Origin of the sequence: Cupriavidus sp. OTU4054 (assembly GCF_038440175.1) — a bacterium.
Taxonomy (GTDB): domain Bacteria; phylum Pseudomonadota; class Gammaproteobacteria; order Burkholderiales; family Burkholderiaceae; genus Cupriavidus; species Cupriavidus pauculus_D.
In genome coordinates this window covers 70,766-94,924 of record NZ_JASATF010000027.1, presented here as the reverse complement: position 1 = coordinate 94,924, position 24,159 = coordinate 70,766, and the positions used below count along the sequence as shown (strand labels likewise).

The following is a 24,159-nucleotide window of genomic DNA, read 5'->3' as shown; positions in this document are numbered from 1 at the left end:
CCCCCCCCCCCCGGTGGCATCGAACGCGTGGAACTTCATGCCGTTGGGGTGCTCGGCCATCGCTTCGCGCCGGTAGAACGCAATGTGCTCGCGTTCGACGAAGGGCACCGCATGCTTGCCCAGCAGCGTCATCGTGCGCGACTGGCGCACCACGCCGAGCTTCGCGTCGATGGTATCGGGATCGATGGTATCGGGCGCCTCACCCATGAGGCCGAGCATCACGCCCTTGTCGGTGCCGTGGCCCTTGCCGGTGGCGCCGAGCGAGCCGTAGAGTTCCACGCGCACGGCGGCCACGTGGGGCAGCAGGCCATCGCGCTCCAGCCCCTGCGCGAACATCAGCGCGGCGCGCATCGGGCCCACGGTATGCGAGCTCGACGGGCCGATGCCCACCTTGAACAGATCGAAAACGCTGACAGCCACGGTATGTCTCCATTACTGCGATGTGCCGGGATCGCGCCACAGGGCGTCCAGCTTTCGCTCGTTCGAGGGCGATTCCTCGTGCCGCATCACGCTGACGGTGCCGTCGGTCTCGAGAATCGCGAAGCGCACCTGCTCGAGGCGTTCGCAGCCCGCGCGGCGCAGGATCTTCTGCAACTCGTGCGAGCTGATGCGCTCGCGCCGCATCACGGCGTCGCTGATCTTGCCGTCATGAATCAGGATCTGCGGCTTGCCATCCACGAGCGATTCGATTCGCCGGTTGCGCCAGGTGAAGTAGCCCAGCGCCGCATCGGCGCCGAACAGTGTCAGGGCCAGGATCAGCCCCGCGGCCACCGAATTGTCGCCGGCGTTCATCGCGTTCTGCACGGCGTTGGAGATGATCAGCAGCAGGACCAGATCGAATGGCGTGAGCTGGCCGGTCTGCCGCTTGCCGCACAGCCGCATGAGGATAAGCAGCGCGCCGTAGACGATCAGGCCGCGCAGTACGAATTCCCACCAGGGCGCTTCGAGATGCCACATGAAAGAGGTCTCCGCTCAGAACGCGCCGCGATCGTGGGCGCGCTCCGAGCATAGCGCGTTGGCAGCACCGGTGGGTGTCCGGCGCCGCCTGACAACGCCCCCTCAGTCCTGCGCGTACTCGCTCATCGGCACGCACGAGCAGAACAGGTTGCGGTCGCCGTACACATTGTCGGCACGGCCGACCGGCGGCCAGTACTTCTGCGTGCGCAGCGACGCCACCGGGTAGGCGGCTTCCTCGCGCGTGTACGCGTGCGTCCATTCGTTCGCGGTAATCACGGCCGCGGTGTGCGGTGCGTGGCGGAGCGGGTTGTCCTCGCGGTCGAACGAGCCGTCGGCCACGCGCGCGATCTCGGCGCGAATGGCGATCATCGCGTCGACGAAGCGGTCGAGCTCGTGCAGCGCTTCGCTCTCGGTCGGCTCGATCATCAGCGTGCCCGGCACCGGGAAGCTCATCGTCGGCGCGTGGAAACCGTAGTCCATCAGGCGCTTGGCCACATCCTCGTTGGTGATGCCCGTTTCCTTCTGCAGCGGACGCAGGTCGAGAATGCACTCGTGCGCGACCAGGCCGTGCTGGCCCGTGTACAGCACCGGGAAGTGCGGCGCCAGGCGGCGGGCGACATAGTTGGCCGTGAGAATCGCGTTCTCGGTGGCGGCCGTCAGGCCGGCCGAGCCCATCATCGCGATATACATCCACGAAATGGGCAGGATGCTCGCGGAGCCGAACGGCGCGGCGGAGACACCGCCGATGCCGTTCTCGTCGCGGCGGTAGCCGACGCTGTCCTGGTTCGGCAGGAAGTCCGCGAGGTGCGCGCCCACGGCAACCGGACCCACGCCCGGGCCGCCGCCGCCGTGCGGAATGCAGAACGTCTTGTGCAGGTTCAGGTGCGAGACGTCGCCGCCGAAGTGGCCCGGCGCGGCCGTGCCCACCATGGCGTTCATGTTGGCGCCGTCCACGTAGACCTGGCCGCCGTGGCGATGCACGATTTCGCAGATTTCCTGAACGCCCGCTTCGAACACGCCGTGCGTCGACGGGTACGTGATCATGATCGCGGCCAGGTTGGCGCTGTGCTGCTCCGCCTTCTTCGCGAGGTCCGCGAGGTCGACGTTGCCGTTGTCGTCGCAGGCCACGACCACCACCTGCATGCCGGCCATCTGCGCGGAAGCGGGGTTGGTGCCGTGCGCGGACGACGGAATCAGGCAGATGTTGCGATGGCCTTCGCCGCGGCTTGCATGGTACTTCTGGATGATCAGCAGGCCCGCGTACTCGCCCTGCGAGCCTGCGTTCGGCTGCAGGCTCACGGCCGCGTAGCCGGTGGCCGCGCACAGCATGGCCTCCAGCTGGTCGATCATCTCGCGGTAACCCACGGTCTGGTCGAGCGGCGCGAACGGATGGATGCGGCTGAACTCGGGCCACGTCACCGGGATCATCTCGCTAGTGGCATTCAGCTTCATCGTGCACGAACCGAGCGGGATCATCGTGCGGTCCAGCGCGAGGTCCTTGTCCGCGAGCATGCGCAGGTAGCGCAGCATCTCGTGCTCGGCATGGTGCGTGTTGAACACGGGGTGCGTCAGGTACGCGCTCTGGCGCGCCAGCGCGGTCGGGAAACCGTCGCCGACCGTGGCTTCGATGGCGTCGAAGTCGGGCAGCGGCTTGCCGTGCGCGAAGATTTCCCAGAGCGTGACCACGTCCGCGCGCGTGGCGGTCTCGTCGAGCGAGACGCCGATGCGCGTGCCGCCCGCGTGGCGCAGGTTGATGCCGTGCGAGGTGGCGGCCGCGTGGATCGCTTCGGTGTTGAAGCCAGTCTCGAACGTCAGCGTGTCGAAGAAGGTCGCGTTCAGCGGCGTGTGGCCCAGCGCCTGCAGGCCGGCGGCCAGCGTGGCCGTCAGGCGGTGCACGCGCTGCGCGATGCGCTGCAGGCCCTGCGGACCGTGGTAGACCGCGTACATCGAGGCCATCACGGCCAGCAGCACCTGCGCGGTACAGATGTTCGAGGTCGCCTTCTCGCGGCGGATATGCTGTTCGCGCGTCTGCAGCGCGAGGCGGTAGGCCTTGTTGCCCTGTGCGTCGACGGTCACGCCGACGAGGCGGCCCGGCATCGAGCGCTTGAACGCATCCTTGACGGCCATGTAGCCCGCGTGGGGACCGCCGAAGCCGAGCGGCACACCGAAGCGCTGCGAGTTGCCCACCGCGACGTCCGCGCCCCATTCGCCGGGTGCCACGATCAGCGTCAGCGCGAGCAGGTCGGCGGCGGCCACCACGAGACCGCCGGCCGCGTGCACCGCGTCCGCGATCGCGCGGTAGTCGGCCACGTCGCCGTTCACGCCCGGGTACTGCAGCAGCACGCCGAAGGCATCGGCGCCGGCCGCGTCGGCCGCGGGGCCGACCTTGATCTCGATACCGAGCGGCAGTGCGCGCGTGCGTACCACTTCCAGCGTTTGCGGGAGCACGTCGTCGGCCACGTAGAACGTGTTCGAGGCATGCTTGTTCACGCGCTGGAGCAGCGTCATGGCTTCCGCGGCGGCCGTGCCTTCATCGAGCATCGACGCGTTCGCGATGTCCAGGCCGGTCAGGTCCGTGATCATCTGCTGGAAGTTCAGCATCGCCTCGAGGCGGCCCTGCGAGATCTCGGGCTGGTACGGCGTGTACGCGGTGTACCAGGCGGGGTTCTCGAAGATATTGCGCAGCACCACGCCCGGCGTGAGCGTGTTGTAGTAACCCTGGCCGATGAAGCTCTTGAACACCTTGTTCTTCGACGCCAGCCCGCGCAGCTTTGCCAGCGCGGCTTCCTCGGTCAGCGGTGCGGTGAATTCACCGAGCGGCATGCCGTCGCGGCGGCGGATGGCGGCCGGGATCACGGCATCGATCAGCGCGGCGCGGCTCTCGTAACCGAGCACCTTCAGCATATGGCGCTGTTCGGCGGAGTCGGGGCCGATATGACGGGCGGCGAAGGCGTCGCGCGCCTCCAGTTCGGCCAGCGTGGGCCGGGATTGCGCGGCAGCGTTCGTGGGCAGCGGGGCGTTCATGGCAAGGATCTCGTTGTGGCGGCACCGGTGGTCGGCCGGTGCGCCGGGTACATCGGGGGGCAGCTTCCCGCCGGCTCAGCGGGAAGCGATGTCGGCTCAGGCGCCGACGCTGGCCTTGTAGGCGTCCACGTTCATCAGGCCGTTCACGTCGTCGCCGTTGGCCGGCTTCAGCTTGAACAGCCACGCGTCGAACGCGTTGGCGTTGACGCTTTCCGGAGCGGCCGTTGCGGCCTCGTTCACGGCGATGACTTCACCGGCCACCGGCGCGTAGATGTCGGAAGCGGCCTTCACCGATTCCACGACGGCCAGCGCGTCGCCGGCACCGACCGTGCGGCCGACCTCGGGCAGTTCCAGGAAGACGATGTCGCCCAGCGCGTCCTGCGCGTGGTCGGTAATGCCGATGGTCAGGGTGCCGTCGGCTTCGACGCGTACCCACTCGTGCGACTCGGTGTACTTGAGGTCGGCGGGGAAGTTCATGAGGGTTCTCCGGATGCAGATATCGGGGTTGGGGTGCCGGCGGGCGGCCATGCCTGCCGGCGGTCCATCGTGTTGTTGGGCGACCGTGGTTGCGAGCGTCAGCTCACGAGTGCCTTGCCATTGCGCACAAACGGCAGTTTAACCACAGTTGCAGTCAGTTTGCGGTCGCGAATCTCCACCTGCACCTCGGCGCCGGGTGCAATGTCCTTCGGCAACCGTGCGAATGCGACAGACAGCGACAGCGAGGGGCTGAACGTCCCGCTCGTGATCTCGCCGTCGCCGGAGGCGGTGACGACCTTCTGGTGCGCGCGGAGCACGCCCTTGTCGCGCAGGATCAGGCCGAGGAAGTTACGCTGCTGGCCGTTGGCGACGAGCGCCGCCTTGCCCGTGAAATCGCGTTCGCTCTGCAGATCGACGGTCCAGGCGAGGCCGGCGTCCAGCGGCGAGGTCTCGATGTCCATGTCCTGGCCGTACAGGTTCATGCCGGCCTCGAGGCGCAGCGTGTCGCGCGCGCCCAGCCCGGCCGGGCGGACGCCCGCGGCGTGCAGCTTCTCCCAGATGCCGGCCACGTTCTCGGCGGGCACCACCAGTTCGAAACCGTCTTCGCCGGTGTAACCGGTGCGGGCGACCATCAGTTCGCCGACGGCGGGATCCTGCACGACGACGGCGTTGAACGGCTTGAGCGCGTCGGCCGGCTGGGTCGACGGGAAGGCCGCGTAGACGCGGGCGCGTGCGTTCGGGCCCTGTACGGCGACGATCGCAAGCGCGTCCGTGCCGGCGGGCACCACATCGCCGCGGCGGGGCGTGATGGTGACACCGCTGCCGGTGGCGGCGTTGCGCGCGCGGATCCATTCGATGTCGCCGAGGGCCGTGCTCGCGTTGACCACGAGGCGGAAGCGATCTTCGGCAAAGAAATAGACGATCAGGTCGTCGATGACGCCGCCCTTGTCGTCGAGCATGCAGGAGTAGAGCGCCTTGCCCGGCGTCTGGAGCTTGTCGACGTTGTTGGCCAGCAGGCCGCGCAGGAACGCGCGCGTGTTGGCGCCGGCCAGGTCGACCACGCACATATGGGAAACGTCGAACATGCCGGCGTCGGTGCGCACGGCATTGTGCTCCTCGATCTGGGAGCCGTAGCTGACCGGCATGTCCCAGCCGCCGAAGTCGACCATGCGGGCGCCGAGGGCGCGGTGGATGGCGTTGAGGGGCGTGGCCTGGAGCGTCATGGAGGGCTTTCCTTTGGTCGCGAAAACAAAAAAGGGGCCATCCGTCGCGAGGCGCCGTGGTGTTGACCACGATGCCCGTCGCGACGGATGACCCCTCTGTCCTCGATACCTGAGAGATTACGAAACGCTGCGCGTTGTTCACGCTCCGCTTCGTGCGCCCCTTCGGTGGACACGCTCATCATGCATGAAAGCAATGACGGGTGTCGCTCTCCAGAGTTCGGTAGCAACGCTGTGCATAGTTGTACCGATCCGCCCGGTCCTTGGTGCCTGAGAGTTTTCGGGTGATACCCCTTCGGCGGCGCAGATCTGCGCGCTCTCCCGGACGGATGCGCGTGAATGTACGGGAGGGCCGGAGCGGTGTCAACGGCCCGCGCCCCGATTCCCTCCCGCGTATGCCGCGTGTAATTACTTCCGGTCGTTGGTAATCACATTACCCACGACGCCGCCCACCGCCGCGCCGCCGAGCGTACCCAGCGCGCTGCCGTTGGTCAGCACGGCACCGCCGGCCGCGCCCACGCCCGCGCCGATCGCGGTATTCCGCTGCTTCGGCGACCAGTCCGCGCAGCCCGCGAACAGGCTGACGGTCAAGCCGATCAACGCGACGCGCGAGAGTTTGTTCAAGGTAGTCATGATGGCCCTCCATGTGGTGTTGAGTTATGGGTGGCACGGCGTTCCGAATCGGCTGACCTCGCGTGCCATGACACTAAGAGGCAACATTCGTGCCGCGAGTTGCGCGGGCTTACGGACCCTTACCAAGTGTTACCCCGGTGAAACACCTCGACCGGCGCTCGCGCGGGGTGACGGACCCGCCGGGATCTGCGTGCTACCATCGACCGCTTTCGCACGGCGGACCGTGCGTGCCTTTCGGGCCACGCCGATGCCGGCTGAACCCCGCCCAGAATCTCTCCCGATCTCCACCCCCATGACCCACGGACTCAACGCCGCGCAATCCGAAGCCGTCCGCTACCTGGACGGGCCATGCCTCGTGCTGGCGGGGGCGGGCTCCGGCAAGACGCGCGTGATCACGCAGAAGATCGCCCACCTGATCGAGGACAAGGGCTTCGAGCCGCGCCATATCGCCGCCGTGACGTTCACGAACAAGGCGGCGAAGGAAATGCAGGAGCGCATTGCCAAGCTGATGGAGGGCAAGACCACGCGCGAGGGCAAGCGCATTCCGCTCAAGCAGCTCACGGTGTGTACGTTCCACTCGCTTGGCGTGCAGATCCTCCGCATGGAGGCCGAGCATCTGGGCCTGAAGCCGCAGTTCTCGATCATGGATTCGGACGACTGCTTCGGCCTCGTGCAGGAGCAGCTGGCCACCACGGACAAGAAGCTCATCCGTAGCGTGCAGGGCACGATCTCGCTGTGGAAGAACGGCATGGTCGATCCCGAGACCGCGATCGCGCAGGCCGCCAACGGCGACGAACATCAGGCCGCGCTCGTCTATCGCAATTACGTGGCCACGCTGCATGCCTATCAGGCGGTCGACTTCGACGACCTGATCCGGTTACCGGCCGAACTGTTCGCGCGCGACGAGGCGGTACGCCTCAAGTGGCAGAACCGGCTGCGCTATTTCCTCGTCGACGAGTACCAGGACACCAACGCCTGCCAGTACCAGCTGCTCAAGCAGCTGGCCGGCGGCTCGCACCTGCGCGCGCCGGCGTTCACCGCCGTGGGCGACGACGATCAGGCCATCTATGGCTGGCGCGGCGCCACGCTCGACAACCTGCGCCTGCTGCAGACCGACTATCCGGACCTGAAGGTCGTCAAGCTCGAGCAGAACTACCGGTCGACCGTGCGCATTCTCGAGGCCGCCAACGCGGTCATCGCGAACAATCCCAAGCTGTTCGACAAGAAGCTCTGGAGCGAGCACGGCATGGGCGATCCCATCGCCGTGCATGGGATGAACGACGAGGAGCACGAGGCCGAGTCCGTCGTGTTCCGGCTTTCCGCGCACAAGTTCGAGCGGCGCGCGCAGTTCCGCGATTACGCGATCCTCTACCGCGGCAACCATCAGGCGCGGCTGTTCGAGCAGATCCTGCGTCGCGAACGCATTCCGTACGTGCTGTCCGGCGGCCAGAGCTTCTTCGACAAGGCCGAGATCAAGGACATCTGCGCGTACCTGCGGCTGATTGCCAACCCCGACGACGATCCCGCGTTCATCCGTGCGATCACCACGCCGCGCCGCGGCATCGGCACGACCACGCTCGAGGTGCTGGGCACATTCGCGGGACAGGCCAAGGTCTCGCTGTTCGAGGCCGCGATGATGGGCGGTATCGAGGGCAAGCTGCAGCCGCGGCAGCTGGAACCGCTGCGTGTGTTCTGCGAATCGATGGTCCGGCTGGCGGACCGCGCCGGCAAGGATCCCGCGACCGTCGTGCTCGACGACCTCATGGAGGGCATCCACTACGAGGCGTACCTGTACGACACGTTCGACGAGCGGCAGGCGCAGTCGCGGTGGACCAATACGCTCGAATTCCTCGACTGGCTCAAGCGCAAGGGCACGCGGCCCGAGCCGGCCGACGGCGCGGAAGCGACGGGCTTCGATAATGCCGACGGCTTTGGCGACGAGGGCAAGAACCTGCTCGAGCTCACGCAGACCGTGGCGCTGATGAGCATGCTCGAGGGCCGCGAGGAAGATCCCGACGCGGTGCGGCTTTCCACGCTGCATGCGTCCAAGGGCCTCGAGTATCCGCACGTGTTCCTGGTCGGCGTGGAAGAGGGCATCCTCCCCCATGCGCGCGAGGACGAGGACATGAGCGACGAGAAGATCGAGGAAGAGCGCCGCCTCATGTATGTGGGCATCACGCGCGCGCAGCGCAGCCTGCAGATCAGCTGGTGCAAGAAGCGCAAGCGCGCGCGGGAAACCTACTCGTGCGAACCCTCGCGCTTTATCGCCGAGATGAAGCTCGAAGACGCCCCCGCGCCGAAGGACGAGACGCCGGCGATGAGCCCGAAGGACCGCCTCGCCGGCCTGAAGGCGCTGCTCGGCAATGCCGGCAAGCCGGCCGCGGGCTGATGTCGGCGGGGCTGCAATACAACTGATACAAGCCGGACAAGACCGCCCGCGCGGGCGCCCCTAGCATGGCGGAACGCGAGACGTCTCGGCGTCATGCGTCACACCGCGCTCGCCCTTCGGTTGCGGTGTGGCCAGGCATGCGAGCCTGGCTTCTTCCCTGTTGGACGCTCCCGGCGCGGCAGCACCGGGAGCGTTTTTTTCCGGGTCGCCGTCTGCCTTGCGCCGGGCATGGCGCATACATCACGTACCAATACCGATACAAATCGGCCTCGGCAGGCCACGGGCAAGCTGGTACAGTGATTTGCGCTTCGGCGCCGCGCCGCGGTGCGCCCGCAGCTGCCCTGCCTTATCGAGTTGCCATGGATCTTTCGCCCTCGCTTCCCATCCGCTTGCTGATCGTCGATGACGATCCCCAGATTCGCTCCATGCTTGCCGAATATCTAGCGACCTTCGGCATGGAGGCGGACGGCGCCGAAGGGGGCGCGGCGATGCGGTCGGCGATGAGCCAGAACAGCTACGACCTCGTCATCCTCGACCTCTCGCTGCACGGCGAGAATGGCCTGACGCTGTGCCGCGAGCTGCGCGACCAGGGCGACACGCCCGTGATCATGCTGACGGCGCGCGCGGAACTTGCCGACCGCGTCGTGGGCCTCGAAGTCGGTGCCGACGACTATGTGACCAAGCCGTTCGAAATGCGCGAGCTCGTCGCGCGCATCCACACGGTGCTGCGCCGCAGCCGCGCGGACAACAAGCGCGCCGCCGTGGCCGCGGGGCACGAACTGCGCTTTGCCAACTGGCGGCTCAACACGACGCTGCGCCAGCTCGTCGACGAGGAAGACACGATCGTGCCGCTCTCGAACGCCGAGTTTCGCCTGCTGCTGACCTTTATCGAACATCCGAACCGCGTGCTGGACCGCGAGGTGCTGATCAACCAGGCCCGCGGGCGCGACCTCGACGTGTTCGATCGCAGCATCGATCTGCTCGTCTCGCGCCTGCGCCAGAAGCTGCGCGACGATCCGCGCGACTCCGCGCTGATCCGCACCGTGCGTGGCGAGGGGTACGTGTTCACCGGCAGCGTGGAACATTGACGCGTATGGCCGAGTCGATGCCGCCGTCGACCGACGTGCCGCCCGCGGGCATGGCAGTCGCGCGCGCGGAATCGCGCAGTGAATCGAGCACGGAAAGCGTCTGGCACGACCGGCGCCACGACTCGATGTTCGTGCGGCTGTTTTTCGTCATGGCCGCGATCATGCTGGCCGTGCATGTGCTTGGCGTCACCGTCATCGAAGGATTGTTTCCACGCCCGGGTTCCGACCGGCACGCGCAACAGATGCGCCGCGCGGCGTCGGACGCGATGGCGGGCATGGGCGGCATGGCCACCGCGCCGCAAGGGTTGCTGCAACGCGCCGATACCGACGGTGACGGCGATATCGACGACGACGATTACTACGGGCCGCCGCTGCGCAGCCTGCACGACAATCGCTTCGGTCCGGGGTTCAAGCCGGAACAGGGCGGCATGCGTGGCGGTCCGCCGCCGGGCGGTCCGTTGCACGGCCTGTGGCCGCCGCATCTCGGCATGGTGTTCCAGCTCGCCGCGATCCTCATCGCCTCGTGGGTCGGCGCGCGGCTGCTCGCGCGTCCGGTCCAGCAGCTCGCGCGCGGGGCGGGGCGTCTTGCGCAGGACGTCCACGCGCCGCCGCTGGACGAGCACACGGGCCCGGCCGAAGCGCGTGCCGCCACGCATGCACTGAACCTGATGCAGCAGCGCATCCGCACGCAGCTCGCGCAGCAGTCGCGGTTTCTTGCGGCGGTGTCGCACGACCTGCGGACGCCGCTCACGCGCATGAGCCTCCGCATCGAACGCATCGAAAGCAATGACGTGCGCTACCGGCTGCGACAGGACCTCGCCGAGATGAACGGGCTGATCGACGCCACGCTGTATTACCTGCGCGAGCGCGACGATGCCACGGGCCCGCGCCAGCGTGTCGATGTGCAGGCGCTGCTGCAGGCCATCGTCGACGATGCGCAGGAGATCGGGCAGGACGTGGCGCTGATCGGCAGCGCGCAGCCGATGCATGCGTACCCCGCGGAATTGCGGCGCGCGGTCGTGAACCTCGTCGAGAACGCGCATCGTTATGGCGGTGCCGCGCAGATCGTGCTGTCGGACAGTGCCGAGCGCGTGGTGATCGATGTATGCGACAGCGGGCCGGGTATTCCGCCCGCCGAACTGCAACGCGTGCTCGAGCCGTTCTACCGCGTGGAGTCGTCGCGCAGCCGCGCGACGGGCGGCGTGGGCATGGGCCTCGCGATCGCGGCCGATATCGTGGCGCGCCATGGCGGCGAGCTCGAGTTGTCGAACCGTCTGGAAGGCGGCCTGCGCGTGCGCATCGTGCTGCCGAGAGACTGAGCCCGAGGAGGGATGGCTAGGCCCGCTGCGGGGCGCCGTCCTTGCCGATGACCGCCAGCTGCACGTACTGCGACCCGCGCGCGCCGCGCGTGAAATCGAGCAGAAAATCCCCGACGTCGATCCGCGACTGCATCGCGCGCCGCAACTCCGGCGCCCCCGGTGCGCGCGTACCCGCCGCTGCGCGCGCGAGCCATGCCGCGCCGATGTATCCGGCCAGCGTCGCGGGCGAGGGCGGTTCGTCGAGGTACTGCTTCATCCGTGCCACGTGTTCCTTCACCACGCGCAGCGTCGACGCCTGCGGGCCCGGCGCCACCTGCGTGAGCACGATGCCGCCCGCATAGCGCGCGCCAAGAATCTCGCGCGCCGATGCCGGACTGACCGATGACAATCCCACCAGAAAGCCGAACCAGCCCCGCGCGGCCAGCGCGCGGCCGAGGTTGCCGTACGCGAGCGTATCGCCGGCAATCAGCACGGCACCGGGCTTGCGCGCCGCGATCTGCCGCGCGCTTTCCGTGACGTCGCCCGTCAGTTCGAATGCGCGCGTCGACATGTCCTGCTCCATCCGCGCGAGCCACGGCGTCCCCTTGCGCAGCGTGCCGGCCGCGAAGTCCGGCGCGACGGCGAGCGCGATACCCGACAGGCCGTAGCTGCGCAGCTGCTTCACCGCGGCATCGAGTTCGGACTCGTAGTCGGACCGCGTGTACCAGACGTTGTCCGCGGGCAGGGCCAGGCCGGACAGCGGCGCAACGATCTGCACGCCGCGGCGCATGAGGTCCGTCGACTGCACGAGCGCCGGCAGCAGGCCGTCGCCGGGGCCGAACAGCACGTCGGCGCGCTCGTTATCGACGAGCGCCAGGGCCTGCCGCAGCGCATTGCGGGGATCGGGATCGGCGTCGCGCACGATATGGGCGATATGGATGCCGCCGTTCGCGGCACCGTTTGCCGCATTCGACGCATCGAACAGCACCTTGGCGCCCGCGAGGTAATCGCGGGCAAGATCGGCCTGCGTCCCCGCGCGGTCGACCAGATGCACGACCACGAGTTGTCGTCGCCCGATGGTCGCGGGACTGGCGGTCTGCGCATACGACGGCCATGCCCAGCCCGCGCCGAGCGCAGCCAGTGCCGATAGCGTTCGCCGGCGGGCAACGGACACGGGGAGCGCATGCTGCGCGGACGGTGCGGGCGATGGACGCATGGCGGGCTCAGGTAGCACGGGTGGCTCACGAAGGGCGGAGCGTAGCCAGCGTTCGTGTCTGCGTTGTGACGCCCGGCCTGTGGATAACTTCGTTGCCGTCGACTTGATACCGATCAACGCGCGCGGAAATTCGTGGGAATACGATCTCGAACATCGCCCCACCTCCGTATGCGCCATGTCAGGCCCCGACTTTCCGTTTCTCTTTCCCTTTTCCTGCCCCTCCCAATCGCCGCCTGCGGCCGTCACGCGCTTCGATCGCGATGCGCTCGCCGACTTCCGCGCGCTGGCCGGACGCATCGATGGCAACGGTCCGCGCTATACGTCGTATCCGACGGCCGATCGTTTCCATTCGGGATTTCCGGAGGCCGGCTATCTCGACGCGCTCGACGATTGCGCGCGGGACGCTTCGGCGCCGCTGTCGCTCTACCTCCATGTCCCCTTCTGCGACAACATTTGCTACTACTGCGGCTGCAACAAGATCGTCACGCGCGATCATGGCCGCAGCAGCCGGTACGTCGACTATCTCGTGCGCGAGATGGTGCTGGTGGCGCAGCGGCTCGGCACGCGGCGCCCCGTCATGCAGTCCCACTGGGGCGGCGGCACGCCGACCTTTCTCGATCCCGGCGAGATGGAACGCGTGATGGCGGCCCTCGATGCGCATTTCGATCTGTTGCCCGAGGGCGAACATGCGATCGAGATCGACCCGCGCACCGTCGACGACGCGCGCATGTCGCGGCTGCGCGATCTCGGCTTCAATCGCATCAGCCTCGGCGTGCAGGACTTCCATCCCGAGGTCCAGCAGGCCATTCACCGCGTGCAGCCGTTCGCGCAGACGCGCGACGCGGTGTTCGCGGCGCGCCGGCTCGGTTTCCGCTCGGTCAGCATGGACCTGATCTACGGGCTGCCGCACCAGACGACGGCGCGGTTCCAGGAAACGCTCGATCGCGTACTGGTACTGCTGCCGAACCGCATCTCGGTCTACAGCTACGCGCATCTGCCGCACGTGTTCAAACCGCAACGCCGGATCGACACAGCCGCGCTGCCGGCGCCGGCCGAAAAGCTCGACATCCTCGTCTCGACGATCGAACGGCTGACGGCGGAGGGGTACGTCTATATCGGCATGGACCATTTCGCGCTGCCCGACGACGACCTCGCGCGTGCCCAGCGCGACGGCCGGCTGCAACGGAATTTTCAGGGCTATGCGACGCATGCGGGCTACGACCAGCTCGGCTTCGGCGTGTCCGCGATCGGGTCGGTGGCGGGACGCTATGTCCAGAACTACCGGACGCTCGACGACTACTACACGGCGCTCGACGCGGACCGCCTGCCCGTGTCGCGTGGCTTCGAGATGTCCGCGGACGACCATCTGCGCAAGACGGTCATCGGCGAGCTGATGTGCAACGGCAGGCTCGATATCGCGCAGATCGAGGCACGCTTCGCTATCGATTTCGCACAGTCTTTCGCCCCCGAACTCCGTGACCTGGACGAACTGGCCACGCAGGGCCTGGTACGCCGCGACCCGACGCGCATCGACGTCACCGCACTCGGCCGACTGCTGGTTCGCCGGATCGCGATGGTGTTCGATCGTTATCTGAGAGAGGCGGAACCGGTGCCGCTGCGGTATTCGCGGGTGGTGTGAGGAGGGCGATGAGTAGAGAATTCAGAGAACGACGAGTTTGCAAACCGATCTCCGCTCGCTTATCATCAAGCCGTTGGGTCCGCTGGGGCGTCGGATAGTTGTTCGTTACCCGAGCGAGCGTACCCTTCAGATTCCAGGCCGCTTTCGAGCGGCCTTTCCTTTTTCTGGCATGCGGGAGGGGCTTCGGCTTGCCTTGCCGGACTGACATCGCCTTTCGGAATGACCGAGTACAACTCGGCTCTCGGCTTCCGTGCCGTCAACTCCAGGATTGCCATGTCCCGCACTGCGCTTCCGTAGCGATCCACGCGTACAACGATACTCCGAACGGTAGTCATCTTGCTCGATGCATGGACGACGGCGGACTCGGCCAGCGCGCTTGTCATTTGAGCTATCACATCGTCGATGGTGTAGCCATCTCTCACGATCCGGCTCTGATGCAAATGCCGCCCAAGAAAGACGATCTCGGGTAGTTCGAGGCCAGGGAGTCCGTGCGCGGTCCTGGCGACATTGATGGCGTCATGTTGTGCGGCTGTCAGTTGGCCGATGAGCATCGGCCTGAGGCGGACGCCTTCTGCGATGTGCTTGAGATGAGCACGAATCTCACCCTCGATACCCTCGAATAGCGGCATGTGCCTGTTCACCTCGTCCAAAGAAAAAGGCCCGCAGTTGCGGGCCTTTTTGAGAATCAGTGCTCGACTCGATACGAGCGTCACTGTCTTCCTTGGCGAGGGAACCAACAATGGCAACAATCCGAATTCAGATCACTGTTTGATCCCAAACAACTCTGTCACTTCGCGGCGTTGACCATGTAGTTCGAGGCTGCGATCACGTCGGCGTCCGGGCCGCCGTAGCCACCCTTCGGCGGCATCACGCCCTTGCCCTTCAGCGCGTAGTTGTGGATGGCGTCCATGCCTTCCGCGATACGCGGGGCCCAGGCCGCCTTGTCGCCGAACTTCGGCGCGCCGGCGACACCGGCGGCGTGGCAGGCGGCGCAAACCTGGTCGTAGACCTTCTTGCCGACCTCGGCCGACGCTGCGGCCGGTGCTGCGGGCGCGGCGGCCGGAGCGGCGGCAGCTGGGGCAGGGGCGGCAGCTGCGGGTGCGGCAGGTGCAGGGGCCGCAGCGGCAGCCGGTGCTGCCGGCGCCGAGGCCTCGGCCTGCGCCGGCGCGGCGGCGGCCGGTGCCGGGGCGGGCGGCTCGGGGAACTTGGCACCGCCGGCGTCGGCCATGTAGACCACGGCGCGGCCGAGTTCGTAGTCGGTGTAGTCGTCAGGCGTGGTGCCGGCGCGCGCGGGCATGGCGCCCTTGCCGTGCAGCACCGAGTTCAGCAGGCCATTGAAGCCCTGTCCGATCCGCGCGGTCCAGTCCCCGGCGGTACCGTACTTGGGCGCGCCGGCCGCACCGGTCGCGTGGCACGCGGCGCAGACTTCCTTGTAGACCTGCTCGCCCGTCTTGAAGACGCGCGGCGCGTTCGGATCCTTGATTTCGAGAGAGGCGATCGGCTTGATCCGATCGTTGACCGCTTCCGCCGTCTGCGTCGATCCGGCCCCTTCGAGGGAACCGTGGCCTACGAAGTTGACCAGCAGGATGATGACAATGATCGGGATCAGGAAGGCAGCAATCACCACAGCGATCAACTGCTTGGGCGTCTTGATGGGAGACTCGTGATGGTCGTTATGGACGTCGTCACTCATACAGAACTCTCGATTTTGCAGGAAACCTGGTGCAGCTCGCGTTTAACGGCTTGCTTTATATGGCCCTTTGTCGGGGGTGGATTCTGTCGCCATCTGCGCCATCGGACTGTCCCGGGTCACGCTCGGGGCAAGCACCGCCTGAAAAGGCAACGCAAGAGCCACGAATCGACGCAAATAGCCAAGGATTATAAGCCCAACCCCGGTGCGTGGGGGCCAAAAGCGGCGGCTGCGAGACCTCCGGACTTCCCTCTCCGGCGTCCCCCGCATGGACGCGGGATCGCAAACGCTGTATCCTATGCGACTTTCCGGCGGCGGCATTCGCCCGCAGCCAAAGTCGTCACCCCAACGCGCCCGTAGCTCAATGGATAGAGTACTGCCCTCCGAAGGCAGGGGTTGCTGGTTCGATCCCAGCCGGGCGCGCCAAGAATTCTCTGCATCGCCGTAAGCCGCCTCCCCGCGTTTGCCGCCAGCGAACGCGGCACGAATTCAAAGATTCGTTGATTGCGACCGTGCTTCCTGCGTCGCATAGTCGAGTCATCCAGCCCATGCCAGTACGCCGTTGCACGCCATCCAGCAACGGCCGAGCCCATGGGCTTCTTTTCGTCCACGACCGGCCTCGCAGACCTTCCCTGACATCCAGGCGCTGATCCGAGCGGCGGTGGGCGCAACCCATTTCTGTGTTGGCAAAAAACGCTTGCCGACTGGAATTTACGCCCATACAATAAATCGATGCTGATCGACTACGACCCTGCCAAGGACATCGTCAATCAGGCCAAGCACGGTGTTTCGCTTGCCACAGCAGGACTGCTGGAGTGGGAGACCGTGTTGATCTCCATGGACAAGCGCAAGGACTACGGCGAGGATCGTTTTCGGGCTTTCGGCTTGCTCGACGATCGTCTCTATCTGGTCGTCTTTACCGTCCGTGGCCAAGGGCTTCGGGCCATCAGCATGCGGAAGGCGAACCAGCGAGAGGTACGACGATATGAACAAGCGTAAGACACCGAAACCCGTGACCGATGCGGAGGACGCAGCCATTCGTCGGGCAGCGGCGTCGGACCCCGACGCGCGCGAGTTGACCGATGAGGAACTGGCGCGCTTGAGGCCGGCCAGTGAAGTGCTTCCGCAACTGGTGGGCAAGGCGAACGCAGCGGCGCTGATGAAGCGCCGTGGGCGTCCGGCGCTGCCGGCCGACGAACGCAAGGTCACGCTCAATATGCGTGCCGACCGCGACGTGGTCGACGCGTTCAAGGCTACCGGCGATGGCTGGCAAACGCGGATCAACGAGATCCTTCGCGCCTATGCCAAGTCTCACAAGATGTTGCCGCAAACGTAGCCATCGCGATGCCAGGCTCATGCATCGAGCGTCTTCATCAGTTCCACGACCCAATCCACGAACACCCGCAGCTTCTCGCTCACATGCCGGTTCGGGCGATAGGCCACGTACATCGGCATCGTCGGCATCTGCCAGTCCTCGAACAACGGCACCAGCGTCTTGCGTGCGACCGGGTCGGTGGCCATGTAGCGCGGTAGCCATAGCGCGCCCATGCCGGCGATGCCCGCGGCCACGAAGGCGTTGCCGTCGTCGACCGTGAGCGTGTAGCGGCCCTGCACGGTCACCGTTTCGTTCCCCCGTTGCATCGAGATCGGGAACGGTTTGCCCGACCGGGCCCAGCGGTAGCCGATCAGGTGGTGTGCGGGCTTGCCCAGATCGGACGGATGTCTGGGCACACCCGCATGCTTCAGGTACGCCGGCGCCGCGTACACGCCTAGCCGAAGCTCGCCGATGGGCCGGGCCACCAGCGACTGGTCGCGCAGCTCGCCGCCGCGCACCACGCAGTCGACGTTCTCATCGATCAGATCGACCATGCGGTCGCTCACGCCGAGGTCGAGGTGGATGTCGGGATAGCGCGCATAGAAATCCGGCAGCGCCGGCACGAGGATCCCGCTTGCGAACGGCGACGGCACGTCCACACGCAGCCGCCCGCGCGGCGCGGCCGACGCCTGCGACAGGCTCGTCTCCGCATCGTCCATCTCCGCCAGCAGCCGAACCACGCGCTCGTAGTACGCGGCCCCATCCTCGGTCACGTTCACCTTGCGCGTGGTCCGGTTCAGCAGCTTCACCCGAAGCCGCGCCTCCAGCTGCTGCACGAGCTGTGTCACCGTCGTCTTGCTCATATGCAGGGTGTCCGCCGCCCTGGTAAAGCTTCCCGTCTCCACGACGCGCGCAAACGCCTGCATGGCGTCGAATCGATCCATTCCGGCTCCCGGTCGGTCCGTTGATTGTTTGGATTCTACAAACAGTGCGGAACAAAGGTACGCGTTTATCGCCGCGACGCCGCTGCGTAAAGTGGTTGCCATCGTGAACTCTTGATGGAGTCAGCCATGACCACCCGCGACGTCGTCTTCCCGCCCAAACGCCACGCCCTCTACGCAAAGAACCGCTATTCGCCTGCGGTCCGCTCCAACGGCTTCCTGTTCGTCTCGGGCCAGGTCGGCAGCCGCGACGACGGCAGCCCCGAACCCGACCTCAAGGCGCAGGTGCGCCTCGCCTTCGAGAACCTCAACGCGATCCTCGCGGCCGCCGGCGGCTCGTTCGAGGACGTGGTCGATGTCACGGTCTTTATGGTCGATCCGCAGAAAACCTTCGAAACCATCTGGGAAGTCGTGCCCGACTACTGGGGCGACGCGCCATATCCCACGATCACCGCGGTCGGTGTCACGTGGCTGTACGGCTTCCAGTTCGAGATCAAGGTGATTGCCAAGGACCGGTCGTGATCAGGTGTCGCTGATCAGTCTGCCCTCGAGCAACCGCATCTTCCGCGTCAATCCAATCGCATCGAGAAACGCCTCGTCGTGGCTCACCACCACCAGCGCGCCTTCGTATGCGCGCAGCGCAGCCTCCAGTTGCGCAACCGCTTCGAGGTCGAGATTGTTCGTGGGCTCGTCGAGCAGCAGCAGCGTCGGTGCCGGCTCCGCGTGCAGGATGCAGGCCAGCACCGCGCGCAGGCGCTCGCCGCCCGACAGGGCTTCGACTGGCAGTGCCATGCGCGCGCCGCGGAAAAGATAGCGGGCGAGGAGGTTGGCGCGGTCGACGGCGGCCATGCCCGGTGTGAACGTCGCGAAGTTGTCGGCGACGGTCGCGGCGGGGTCGAGCAGGTCCAGCCGCTGGGACAGGTACGCCATCCGTCCCGGTCCCCGATAGACCGAGCCCGCGCCGACAGACAGGTTCCCGGCGATCAGGCGCAGCAGCGTCGTCTTGCCCGCGCCATTGGCACCCGTCACCGCGATGCGCTCCGGACCCCGGATATCGAGGTCGACGCCGTCGGCCGCAAAGACGGGCCGGCCATCGCGGAAGACCTGCATGCCTTCCCCGAGAAACACCCGACGCCCCGCCGGGACGCGCGTGCCCGGCAGCGAGAGGTCGAAGCTCGCGGTGTCGCGCAGCGCATCGACGGCGGCGCCCAGTCGGGTCCGGGCATCGTCGATGCGCGCGGCATGCGTGTCGTGCGATTTGCCCGCGGACACCTGCGCCGCGCGCTGGCGCCCGCCGGCGACGATCTTCGGCAGGCCCGCGTCGGGCGCCCGGCGCGCGGCCTGTCCCGCGCGGCGCTCGCCGCGTTCGTGGGCCAGCTGCATGTCGCGCCGTTCGCGGCGAACCGCCTGACGCAGGCCGCGCACCGCTTGCTCGGCCGCGCGCTGCTCGATGTCGACGGCCTCGCGATACAGCCCATAGCCACCGCCATACATCCGCACGATGTGCCGATCGAGCTCGGCGATCCGATCCATGCGATCGAGCAGCGCACGATCGTGGCTCGCGACGATCAGGCATCCGGTCCAGTCGTCGAGCAGACGGTACAGCCGCTCGCGCGCATCGCGGTCGAGGTTGTTCGTCGGTTCGTCGAGCAGCAGCACATCGGGCTGGTCCAGCAGCCGCGACGCGAGACCGAGCGCCATGATCTCGCCACCGCTCAAGGTATGCAGCGCACGCGCGAAATCGATCTCGCCGAGCCCCACACGCGCGAGCGCGATGCGCGTGCGGTCCTCGAGGTCCCAGGCATCGCCGGCCATATCGAACAACGCCGCGTCGGCGCGACCGGACGCAATGGCCGCCATCGCATCGAGCTGCGGGGCGATGCCGAGTGCCTGCGCCACGCGCAGGTCGCCGCCGAGCGGCAGATGCTGCGGCAGCCATGCCACGCGTCCGATGACCTCGATATGGCCGGCCAGCGGCGCGAGTTCGCCCGCGATAAGCCGCAGGAGCGTGCTCTTGCCGGCGCCATTGGGGGCAATCAGGCCTGTGCGGCCGGTGCCGAACGTTGCCGACAGATTGTCGAAGACGGGGGTGCCATCAGGCCAGGCATGGGAGAGATGAGCAATGCGAACGAGCGCGTCGGGCATGGAGGAGATCGCCAGATAAGGCGGCGCCCGGCGTGCGCGACGTCAATCCGTGCGCGCGAGCGGAACACCAGCCGTGTGAACGTGAAACGCGACGGCAACACGGCGCGCATGCACAGCGCGATGACGGTTGCGGTCGCGGGACGGGAGGGCAGGGCCTCGGTTCACATGGCGGTGAGCGATCTCCGAAGGGGATACGCGCATTCTACGCGCAACGGTCAGCCGCGCGCGTTCCAGCGATTGGCGATATAGCGCCCGGCACGGCCGCGTTCGAGGTCGTCCGCGAGCACGCGGGCCGGGTTGCCCGCCACCGTGACGTTGGCAGGCACGTCGCGCGTCACGACGCTGCCCGCGCCCACGGTCACGTTATCGCCGATGGTCACGTCCTCGACGATGCAGACATTGGGGCCGATATAGACGTTGTCCCCGATGGTCGCCGCCTGGCCATGGTTCGCGCCGATCGTCACGCATTGCGAGATATTGCAGTTGGCGCCGATGACCACCGACTCGTTGAGCACGATGCCGCCGAAATGGCCGATATAGAAACCGGGGCCGATGCGCGTGCCGCGCGGAATCACGATGCCGAGCTGACGCTGCTTGCGGCGAAGCATCAGCTTGAGGAACGCGCCGCGCACGCCCGTCGTGCAGGCAGAGGCCAGCCGGAACCATACGAGGTAGTGAAAGCCTTCGGTGGCGACGTAATGCTTAAGGAAAGCTTTGACCGAGGTTTCGCCCGCGACGCGATACAGGTCGCTGCGGATCAGTGTCGTCGCGGAATCGCGGATCGCCTCGCGGCCAGCATGATGCGAGGGGTGCGGAGGGTGCGAGGGGGGCGACGACGATCGACGCGTCGGCGACGCGGGCAGCATCATGATGCGGCGCCCGGTCAGGGGCGAAGCAGGTCGAATCCGCCGAACGCGACCACGCCGCTCAGCACGACAAAGGCAGGCGAGTCGCCTCCCAGCAGAAGGATGGCGGCGGCGAGCCAGGTCGTCAGCGTAAAGGCGATCGTGCGTTTCATGATGCGGCGGCAGAGACGTCCGGCGCATACAGGAAAGGGGGAGCCGGGCGGAAGTTGGCTAAGTATAAACCCGCATCGCGATGTTTTGCTGCGGCGCATCAAACGTCGCTTCCGGCCAACACGAAACGGGCCTTATTCGGCGCCTCATCGGTGTAACCGATTGGGCCGATTCTGACCCCGGCACCGGGCCGCGCACGCCCCGACGCCAACGCCGCCGCCCCCCTGCGGCCGATGGCGCGCGGATTGCATCGCATCGGGATCGGCTCAATCCGAAGGGGAGGTGTGCCATGGCAACGATAGCTTCGGGTCACTTGGAGGCGCTGCGGCAGGCCGTGCACGGCCGTGTGCTGCTGCCCGGCGACGACGGGTACGACGTGGCCCGTACGGTATGGAACGCGACCGTCGATCGGCGGCCGGCCATCATCGTGCAGTGCTCGGGCACGACCGATGTCGTGCACGCGGTGAACTTCGCGCGGGACCGCGGCCTCGTGCTCGCCGTCCGCGGCGGCGGCCACAATATCGCCGGCAGCGCCATCTGCAACGATGGGCTCGTGATCGACATGTCGATGCTGCGCGTGGTGAGCATCGAGCAGCCCGACCGCGTCGCATGGGTGTGCCCCGGCGCCACGCTTGCGGACTTCGATCACGAAGCGCAGGGCTGCGGCATGGCCACGCCGCTCGGCATCAACTCGACGACGGGCGTCGCGGGCCTGACGCTCGGCGGCGGTTTCGGCTGGCTCACGCGCAAGTACGGCATGTCTGTGGATAACCTGCTCGGCGCGATGGTCGTGACGGCCGACGGGCAGCGACGCTGGGCCAGCGCCACCGACGATGCGGACCTGTTCTGGGCGATACGCGGCGGTGGCGGCAACTTCGGCGTCGTCACGCTGTTCCAGTTCCGGCTGCACGATGTGGGGCCGCAGGTCCATGCGGGACTCATCGTGTTTCCGGCCGCGCAGGCGCGCGACGTCCTGCGGCAATACCGCGTGTTCACCGAAACCATGCCCGAAGACCTCAACGTCTGGGCGGTCCTGCGCAAGGCGCCGCCGCTGCCGTTCCTGCCGGCCTCCGCGCATGGCACCGACGTGGTGGTACTCGCCGCGTTCCACCTCGGCACGCCCGAGCAGGTGCAGACGGACATCGCGCCGATGCGCGCGTTCGGGCAGGCCATCGGCGAGCATATCGGGCCGGTGCCCTACACCGCGTGGCAACAGGCCTTCGACCCGCTGCTCGGTCCGGGCGCGCGCAACTACTGGAAGTCGCACAACTTTTCGCGCCTGGACGATGCGGCGATCGACGCGATGATCGACTACGCGGCGCGGCTGCCGTCGCCGTTGGCCGATATCTTCCTCGGCCATGTCGGCGGCGTGGCCAACCGCGTGCCGCCCGACGCCACGGCCTATCACCACCGCGACGCGCGCTTCGTGATGAACGTGCATTCGCGCTGGGAGCGCCCGGACGAGGATGCCAACTGCATCGCCTGGGCGCGCGACTTCTTTCGCGCGACGCAGCCGTATGCGAGCGGCGGCGTCTACGTGAATTTCCTGACCGAAGATGAAGCGGGGCGCACGAGTGACGCGTATGGGTCCAACTATGCGCGGCTCGCCGCGCTGAAGAAGCGCTACGATCCGCACAACCTGTTCTGCACCAACCAGAACATCGCGCCAGCGTCCTGACCGCAATTCCCACCGCCGGCCCGCGCGTTGCTATCATCACGCGCATGGCCGGCGAATTCCACATCCCTCACCACGAATACGAGATCACCGCGATCCGCGCGCAGGGCGCGGGTGGGCAGAACATCAACAAGGTGTCCAACGCGGTGCATCTGCGCTACGACGTGCGCGCGTCGTCGCTGGCGGCCGACCACAAGGAACGATTGCTCGCGCTCAGCGATCACCGCATCACGCGCGATGGCGTGGTCGTGATCAAGGCCCAGCAGCATCGCAGCCTCGAGCTCAATCGCGAGGACGCGATCCGCCGGCTCCACGAGCTCGTGCTGAGCGTGGCCGAGGCCCCGCGCACACGGCGCGCGACGCGCCCAACGTTTGCTTCGCGCGTGCGGCGGCTCGAAGGCAAGACGCAGCGCAGCCAGGTCAAGGCGCTGCGCGGCAAGGTGACCGATCACTGAATCAGGGATTACCGAATCCGCGCGGGAGCACGCCGCGCACGAACTGCGCGGCCTCGTCGAGCGCGCGCCGCGCCTCCGGCAGAAACGGATGGTAGATCTGCCACACGTGCGGTACACGCTTCCAGATGCGCAACTCGGCCTTGCCGCCGGCCGCGCGCACGCGATCGACAAGCCGGCGCGAGTCGTCGAGCAACACCTCGCGATCGCTCGCCTGCACGAACAGCGGCGGCAGCGCCGACATCTCTTCCTTGCTTGCATAGAGCGGCGATACGAGGGGATCGGTGGCGGGAATATCGCCCAGATAGAAGCGCGCCGCGCGCCCGACCGATTCGCCATGGAACATCACGTCGCTGCGATCGTTCGTGCGTAACGTTTCGCCCGTGGCCGCGAGGTCGGTCCACGGCGAGAACAGCAGCGCGCCCGCGGGCATCGGCAATCCCTCGCGCTGCAGGGCGATCAGCGTCGCCAGCGCCAGTCCGCCGCCGGCCGAGTCCCCCGCCAGGACGAGATGCCGTGCCGACAAGCCGCGTGCGAGCAGTGCGCGATAGGCCGTCAGCGCATCGTCGAGCGCGGCCGGATGCGGATGTTCGGGCGCGAGCCGGTAGTCGAGCGAGAACAACTGCACGCCCGACTTCTCGGCCAGCGCGAGCGTCAGCGGGCGATGCGTCTGCGGCGAGCAGAAGTAATAGCCGCCGCCGTGCAGATAGAAGATCGTCGGCGTATCGACCTGGGTCGCCACGTCGTCATTGTCGGCGCCGTTCGCATGTACCGTGAGCAACGGCCGCGTCCATTCGCCGGGCAGGTCGGGCGCCGTGGAGGCCCCGATGCGCCAGCCTTCCGGAATGCGCGCCTGATGACCGAACTGGCTCATCGCGCGCCGCGTGCCGGGAATGTCGATCTGCTCGGGCGGCGGCCCGCGCTTGAGCTTCTTCCGCAATCCGTACGACAGCAGCAGGTTCTGCAGACTCATCGGCGATCTCT

At 67.1% G+C, this 24,159-nt stretch carries 23 protein-coding genes, 1 tRNA gene and 2 riboswitches; of the genes, 10 read left to right on the top strand and 14 right to left on the bottom strand.

Annotation, left to right across the window (positions count from 1 at the left end; all coding sequences use genetic code 11):
• The 6 genes from AAHB16_RS26245 to AAHB16_RS26220 form a co-directional block, all read right to left on the bottom strand.
• A partial coding sequence (locus AAHB16_RS26245; RefSeq protein WP_342052381.1) for a serine dehydratase beta chain occupies nucleotides 1–420 on the bottom strand: 420 nt, incomplete at its 3' end.
• Between the two features lie 12 nt (nucleotides 421–432).
• Complete coding sequence (locus tag AAHB16_RS26240) at nucleotides 433–957, bottom strand: DUF421 domain-containing protein (RefSeq protein ID WP_150373403.1); 525 nt, start codon at nucleotides 955–957, stop codon at nucleotides 433–435.
• 102 nt (nucleotides 958–1,059) lie between these two features.
• On the bottom strand, nucleotides 1,060–3,981 hold the full coding sequence (gene gcvP / locus AAHB16_RS26235) for an aminomethyl-transferring glycine dehydrogenase (RefSeq protein ID WP_342052380.1): 2,922 nt from the start codon (nucleotides 3,979–3,981) through the stop codon (nucleotides 1,060–1,062).
• A 96-nt stretch (nucleotides 3,982–4,077) separates the two neighbouring features.
• Entirely contained in the window at nucleotides 4,078–4,458 is a 381-nt protein-coding gene (gene gcvH, locus AAHB16_RS26230; protein WP_150373405.1) for a glycine cleavage system protein GcvH, read from the bottom strand.
• 98 nt (nucleotides 4,459–4,556) lie between these two features.
• Nucleotides 4,557–5,681, bottom strand: a complete 1,125-nt coding sequence (gene gcvT / locus AAHB16_RS26225; RefSeq protein ID WP_342052379.1) for a glycine cleavage system aminomethyltransferase GcvT — start codon at nucleotides 5,679–5,681, stop codon at nucleotides 4,557–4,559.
• Nucleotides 5,682–5,767: 86 nt separating this feature from the next.
• A riboswitch (glycine riboswitch) is annotated at nucleotides 5,768–5,905 on the bottom strand.
• Between the two features lie 20 nt (nucleotides 5,906–5,925).
• A riboswitch (glycine riboswitch) is annotated at nucleotides 5,926–6,012 on the bottom strand.
• A 74-nt stretch (nucleotides 6,013–6,086) separates the two neighbouring features.
• Nucleotides 6,087–6,311 (bottom strand): glycine zipper 2TM domain-containing protein, encoded by a 225-nt coding sequence (locus AAHB16_RS26220; RefSeq protein ID WP_109585325.1) that lies wholly within the window; start codon nucleotides 6,309–6,311, stop codon nucleotides 6,087–6,089.
• Between the two features lie 292 nt (nucleotides 6,312–6,603).
• Between AAHB16_RS26220 and AAHB16_RS26215 the strand changes: the two genes are divergently transcribed.
• The 3 genes from AAHB16_RS26215 to AAHB16_RS26205 all read left to right on the top strand — a co-directional run bounded on the left by AAHB16_RS26215 (nucleotide 6,604) and on the right by AAHB16_RS26205 (nucleotide 11,107).
• The gene (locus tag AAHB16_RS26215; RefSeq protein WP_342052378.1) at nucleotides 6,604–8,700 is read left to right on the top strand and encodes a UvrD-helicase domain-containing protein; all 2,097 of its coding nucleotides are present in this window, start codon (nucleotides 6,604–6,606) and stop codon (nucleotides 8,698–8,700) included.
• Between the two features lie 359 nt (nucleotides 8,701–9,059).
• Nucleotides 9,060–9,788 carry a response regulator gene (locus AAHB16_RS26210; protein WP_150373408.1) on the top strand — a complete coding sequence of 243 codons (729 nt, stop codon included), beginning with the start codon at nucleotides 9,060–9,062 and terminating at the stop codon, nucleotides 9,786–9,788.
• Between the two features lie 5 nt (nucleotides 9,789–9,793).
• Entirely contained in the window at nucleotides 9,794–11,107 is a 1,314-nt protein-coding gene (locus AAHB16_RS26205) for an ATP-binding protein (RefSeq protein ID WP_342052377.1), read from the top strand.
• A 16-nt stretch (nucleotides 11,108–11,123) separates the two neighbouring features.
• On the opposite strand, the gene AAHB16_RS26200 is transcribed toward AAHB16_RS26205, so the two are convergent.
• Nucleotides 11,124–12,302 (bottom strand): ABC transporter substrate-binding protein, encoded by a 1,179-nt coding sequence (locus AAHB16_RS26200; RefSeq protein WP_342052376.1) that lies wholly within the window; start codon nucleotides 12,300–12,302, stop codon nucleotides 11,124–11,126.
• A gap of 175 nt (nucleotides 12,303–12,477) precedes the next feature.
• Between AAHB16_RS26200 and hemN the strand changes: the two genes are divergently transcribed.
• Entirely contained in the window at nucleotides 12,478–13,941 is a 1,464-nt protein-coding gene (gene hemN, locus AAHB16_RS26195; protein ID WP_342052375.1) for an oxygen-independent coproporphyrinogen III oxidase, read from the top strand.
• A 65-nt stretch (nucleotides 13,942–14,006) separates the two neighbouring features.
• On the opposite strand, the gene AAHB16_RS26190 is transcribed toward hemN, so the two are convergent.
• Together AAHB16_RS26190 and AAHB16_RS26185 are read right to left on the bottom strand one after the other, a co-directional pair.
• Nucleotides 14,007–14,570, bottom strand: a complete 564-nt coding sequence (locus AAHB16_RS26190) for a hypothetical protein (RefSeq protein ID WP_223851357.1) — start codon at nucleotides 14,568–14,570, stop codon at nucleotides 14,007–14,009.
• Between the two features lie 158 nt (nucleotides 14,571–14,728).
• Nucleotides 14,729–15,634, bottom strand: coding sequence for a c-type cytochrome (locus tag AAHB16_RS26185; protein WP_342052374.1), 906 nt, complete (start codon nucleotides 15,632–15,634; stop codon nucleotides 14,729–14,731).
• A 347-nt stretch (nucleotides 15,635–15,981) separates the two neighbouring features.
• Between AAHB16_RS26185 and AAHB16_RS26180 the strand changes: the two genes are divergently transcribed.
• The 3 genes from AAHB16_RS26180 (at nucleotide 15,982) to AAHB16_RS26170 (ending at nucleotide 16,967) form a co-directional block, all read left to right on the top strand.
• Nucleotides 15,982–16,057, top strand: a tRNA-Arg gene (locus tag AAHB16_RS26180).
• A 306-nt stretch (nucleotides 16,058–16,363) separates the two neighbouring features.
• The gene (locus AAHB16_RS26175; protein WP_342052373.1) at nucleotides 16,364–16,630 is read left to right on the top strand and encodes a BrnT family toxin; all 267 of its coding nucleotides are present in this window, start codon (nucleotides 16,364–16,366) and stop codon (nucleotides 16,628–16,630) included.
• A complete protein-coding gene (locus AAHB16_RS26170) occupies nucleotides 16,617–16,967 on the top strand; it encodes a BrnA antitoxin family protein (RefSeq protein ID WP_342052372.1) in 351 nt (116 codons plus the stop codon). Before AAHB16_RS26175 ends, AAHB16_RS26170 begins: the two co-directional genes overlap by 14 nt.
• Nucleotides 16,968–16,984: 17 nt before the next feature.
• On the opposite strand, the gene AAHB16_RS26165 is transcribed toward AAHB16_RS26170, so the two are convergent.
• Nucleotides 16,985–17,890: a LysR family transcriptional regulator gene (locus AAHB16_RS26165; protein WP_342052371.1), complete on the bottom strand. Its 906-nt coding sequence runs from the start codon at nucleotides 17,888–17,890 to the stop codon at nucleotides 16,985–16,987.
• Between the two features lie 126 nt (nucleotides 17,891–18,016).
• Between AAHB16_RS26165 and AAHB16_RS26160 the strand changes: the two genes are divergently transcribed.
• Nucleotides 18,017–18,409 carry a RidA family protein gene (locus AAHB16_RS26160; RefSeq protein ID WP_342052370.1) on the top strand — a complete coding sequence of 131 codons (393 nt, stop codon included), beginning with the start codon at nucleotides 18,017–18,019 and terminating at the stop codon, nucleotides 18,407–18,409.
• Here the strand turns inward: AAHB16_RS26160 and AAHB16_RS26155 are convergent, their stop codons facing one another.
• From AAHB16_RS26155 to AAHB16_RS26145, 3 genes are all read right to left on the bottom strand, one after another.
• Nucleotides 18,410–20,032: an ABC-F family ATP-binding cassette domain-containing protein gene (locus AAHB16_RS26155; protein ID WP_342052369.1), complete on the bottom strand. Its 1,623-nt coding sequence runs from the start codon at nucleotides 20,030–20,032 to the stop codon at nucleotides 18,410–18,412. It lies immediately after the preceding gene.
• Nucleotides 20,033–20,247: 215 nt separating this feature from the next.
• The gene (locus AAHB16_RS26150; protein WP_342052368.1) at nucleotides 20,248–20,901 is read right to left on the bottom strand and encodes a serine O-acetyltransferase; all 654 of its coding nucleotides are present in this window, start codon (nucleotides 20,899–20,901) and stop codon (nucleotides 20,248–20,250) included.
• Nucleotides 20,902–20,915: 14 nt separating this feature from the next.
• Nucleotides 20,916–21,050 (bottom strand): hypothetical protein, encoded by a 135-nt coding sequence (locus tag AAHB16_RS26145; protein WP_263364731.1) that lies wholly within the window; start codon nucleotides 21,048–21,050, stop codon nucleotides 20,916–20,918.
• Between the two features lie 287 nt (nucleotides 21,051–21,337).
• On the opposite strand from AAHB16_RS26145, the gene AAHB16_RS26140 reads away from it, so the two are divergent.
• The gene (locus tag AAHB16_RS26140; protein WP_150373418.1) at nucleotides 21,338–22,726 is read left to right on the top strand and encodes an FAD-binding oxidoreductase; all 1,389 of its coding nucleotides are present in this window, start codon (nucleotides 21,338–21,340) and stop codon (nucleotides 22,724–22,726) included.
• Between the two features lie 44 nt (nucleotides 22,727–22,770).
• Nucleotides 22,771–23,178, top strand: a complete 408-nt coding sequence (gene arfB / locus AAHB16_RS26135) for an alternative ribosome rescue aminoacyl-tRNA hydrolase ArfB (protein WP_150373419.1) — start codon at nucleotides 22,771–22,773, stop codon at nucleotides 23,176–23,178.
• Between the two features lies 1 nt (nucleotide 23,179).
• On the opposite strand, the gene AAHB16_RS26130 is transcribed toward arfB, so the two are convergent.
• Entirely contained in the window at nucleotides 23,180–24,148 is a 969-nt protein-coding gene (locus AAHB16_RS26130; RefSeq protein WP_342052367.1) for an alpha/beta hydrolase fold domain-containing protein, read from the bottom strand.
• Nucleotides 24,149–24,159: the final 11 nt, after the last annotated feature.

What these genes read in the sequence shown, in the direction of transcription:
- AAHB16_RS26175 (WP_342052373.1), top strand. Translation starts at nt 16,364, where the DNA reads ATGCTGATCGACTACGACCCTGCCAAGGACATCGTCAATCAGGCCAAG.
- AAHB16_RS26190 (WP_223851357.1), bottom strand. Translation starts at nt 14,570, where the DNA reads ATGCCGCTATTCGAGGGTATCGAGGGTGAGATTCGTGCTCATCTCAAG.
- AAHB16_RS26160 (WP_342052370.1), top strand. Translation starts at nt 18,017, where the DNA reads ATGACCACCCGCGACGTCGTCTTCCCGCCCAAACGCCACGCCCTCTAC.
- hemN (WP_342052375.1), top strand. Translation starts at nt 12,478, where the DNA reads ATGTCAGGCCCCGACTTTCCGTTTCTCTTTCCCTTTTCCTGCCCCTCC.
- AAHB16_RS26205 (WP_342052377.1), top strand. Translation starts at nt 9,794, where the DNA reads ATGGCCGAGTCGATGCCGCCGTCGACCGACGTGCCGCCCGCGGGCATG.
- AAHB16_RS26185 (WP_342052374.1), bottom strand. Translation starts at nt 15,634, where the DNA reads ATGAGTGACGACGTCCATAACGACCATCACGAGTCTCCCATCAAGACG.
- gcvP (WP_342052380.1), bottom strand. Translation starts at nt 3,981, where the DNA reads ATGAACGCCCCGCTGCCCACGAACGCTGCCGCGCAATCCCGGCCCACG.
- AAHB16_RS26155 (WP_342052369.1), bottom strand. Translation starts at nt 20,032, where the DNA reads ATGCCCGACGCGCTCGTTCGCATTGCTCATCTCTCCCATGCCTGGCCT.
- gcvH (WP_150373405.1), bottom strand. Translation starts at nt 4,458, where the DNA reads ATGAACTTCCCCGCCGACCTCAAGTACACCGAGTCGCACGAGTGGGTA.
- AAHB16_RS26210 (WP_150373408.1), top strand. Translation starts at nt 9,060, where the DNA reads ATGGATCTTTCGCCCTCGCTTCCCATCCGCTTGCTGATCGTCGATGAC.
- gcvT (WP_342052379.1), bottom strand. Translation starts at nt 5,681, where the DNA reads ATGACGCTCCAGGCCACGCCCCTCAACGCCATCCACCGCGCCCTCGGC.
- arfB (WP_150373419.1), top strand. Translation starts at nt 22,771, where the DNA reads ATGGCCGGCGAATTCCACATCCCTCACCACGAATACGAGATCACCGCG.
- AAHB16_RS26150 (WP_342052368.1), bottom strand. Translation starts at nt 20,901, where the DNA reads ATGATGCTGCCCGCGTCGCCGACGCGTCGATCGTCGTCGCCCCCCTCG.
- AAHB16_RS26200 (WP_342052376.1), bottom strand. Translation starts at nt 12,302, where the DNA reads ATGCGTCCATCGCCCGCACCGTCCGCGCAGCATGCGCTCCCCGTGTCC.
- AAHB16_RS26215 (WP_342052378.1), top strand. Translation starts at nt 6,604, where the DNA reads ATGACCCACGGACTCAACGCCGCGCAATCCGAAGCCGTCCGCTACCTG.
- AAHB16_RS26145 (WP_263364731.1), bottom strand. Translation starts at nt 21,050, where the DNA reads ATGAAACGCACGATCGCCTTTACGCTGACGACCTGGCTCGCCGCCGCC.
- AAHB16_RS26165 (WP_342052371.1), bottom strand. Translation starts at nt 17,890, where the DNA reads ATGGATCGATTCGACGCCATGCAGGCGTTTGCGCGCGTCGTGGAGACG.
- AAHB16_RS26130 (WP_342052367.1), bottom strand. Translation starts at nt 24,148, where the DNA reads ATGAGTCTGCAGAACCTGCTGCTGTCGTACGGATTGCGGAAGAAGCTC.
- AAHB16_RS26140 (WP_150373418.1), top strand. Translation starts at nt 21,338, where the DNA reads ATGGCAACGATAGCTTCGGGTCACTTGGAGGCGCTGCGGCAGGCCGTG.
- AAHB16_RS26170 (WP_342052372.1), top strand. Translation starts at nt 16,617, where the DNA reads ATGAACAAGCGTAAGACACCGAAACCCGTGACCGATGCGGAGGACGCA.
- AAHB16_RS26240 (WP_150373403.1), bottom strand. Translation starts at nt 957, where the DNA reads ATGTGGCATCTCGAAGCGCCCTGGTGGGAATTCGTACTGCGCGGCCTG.
- AAHB16_RS26220 (WP_109585325.1), bottom strand. Translation starts at nt 6,311, where the DNA reads ATGACTACCTTGAACAAACTCTCGCGCGTCGCGTTGATCGGCTTGACC.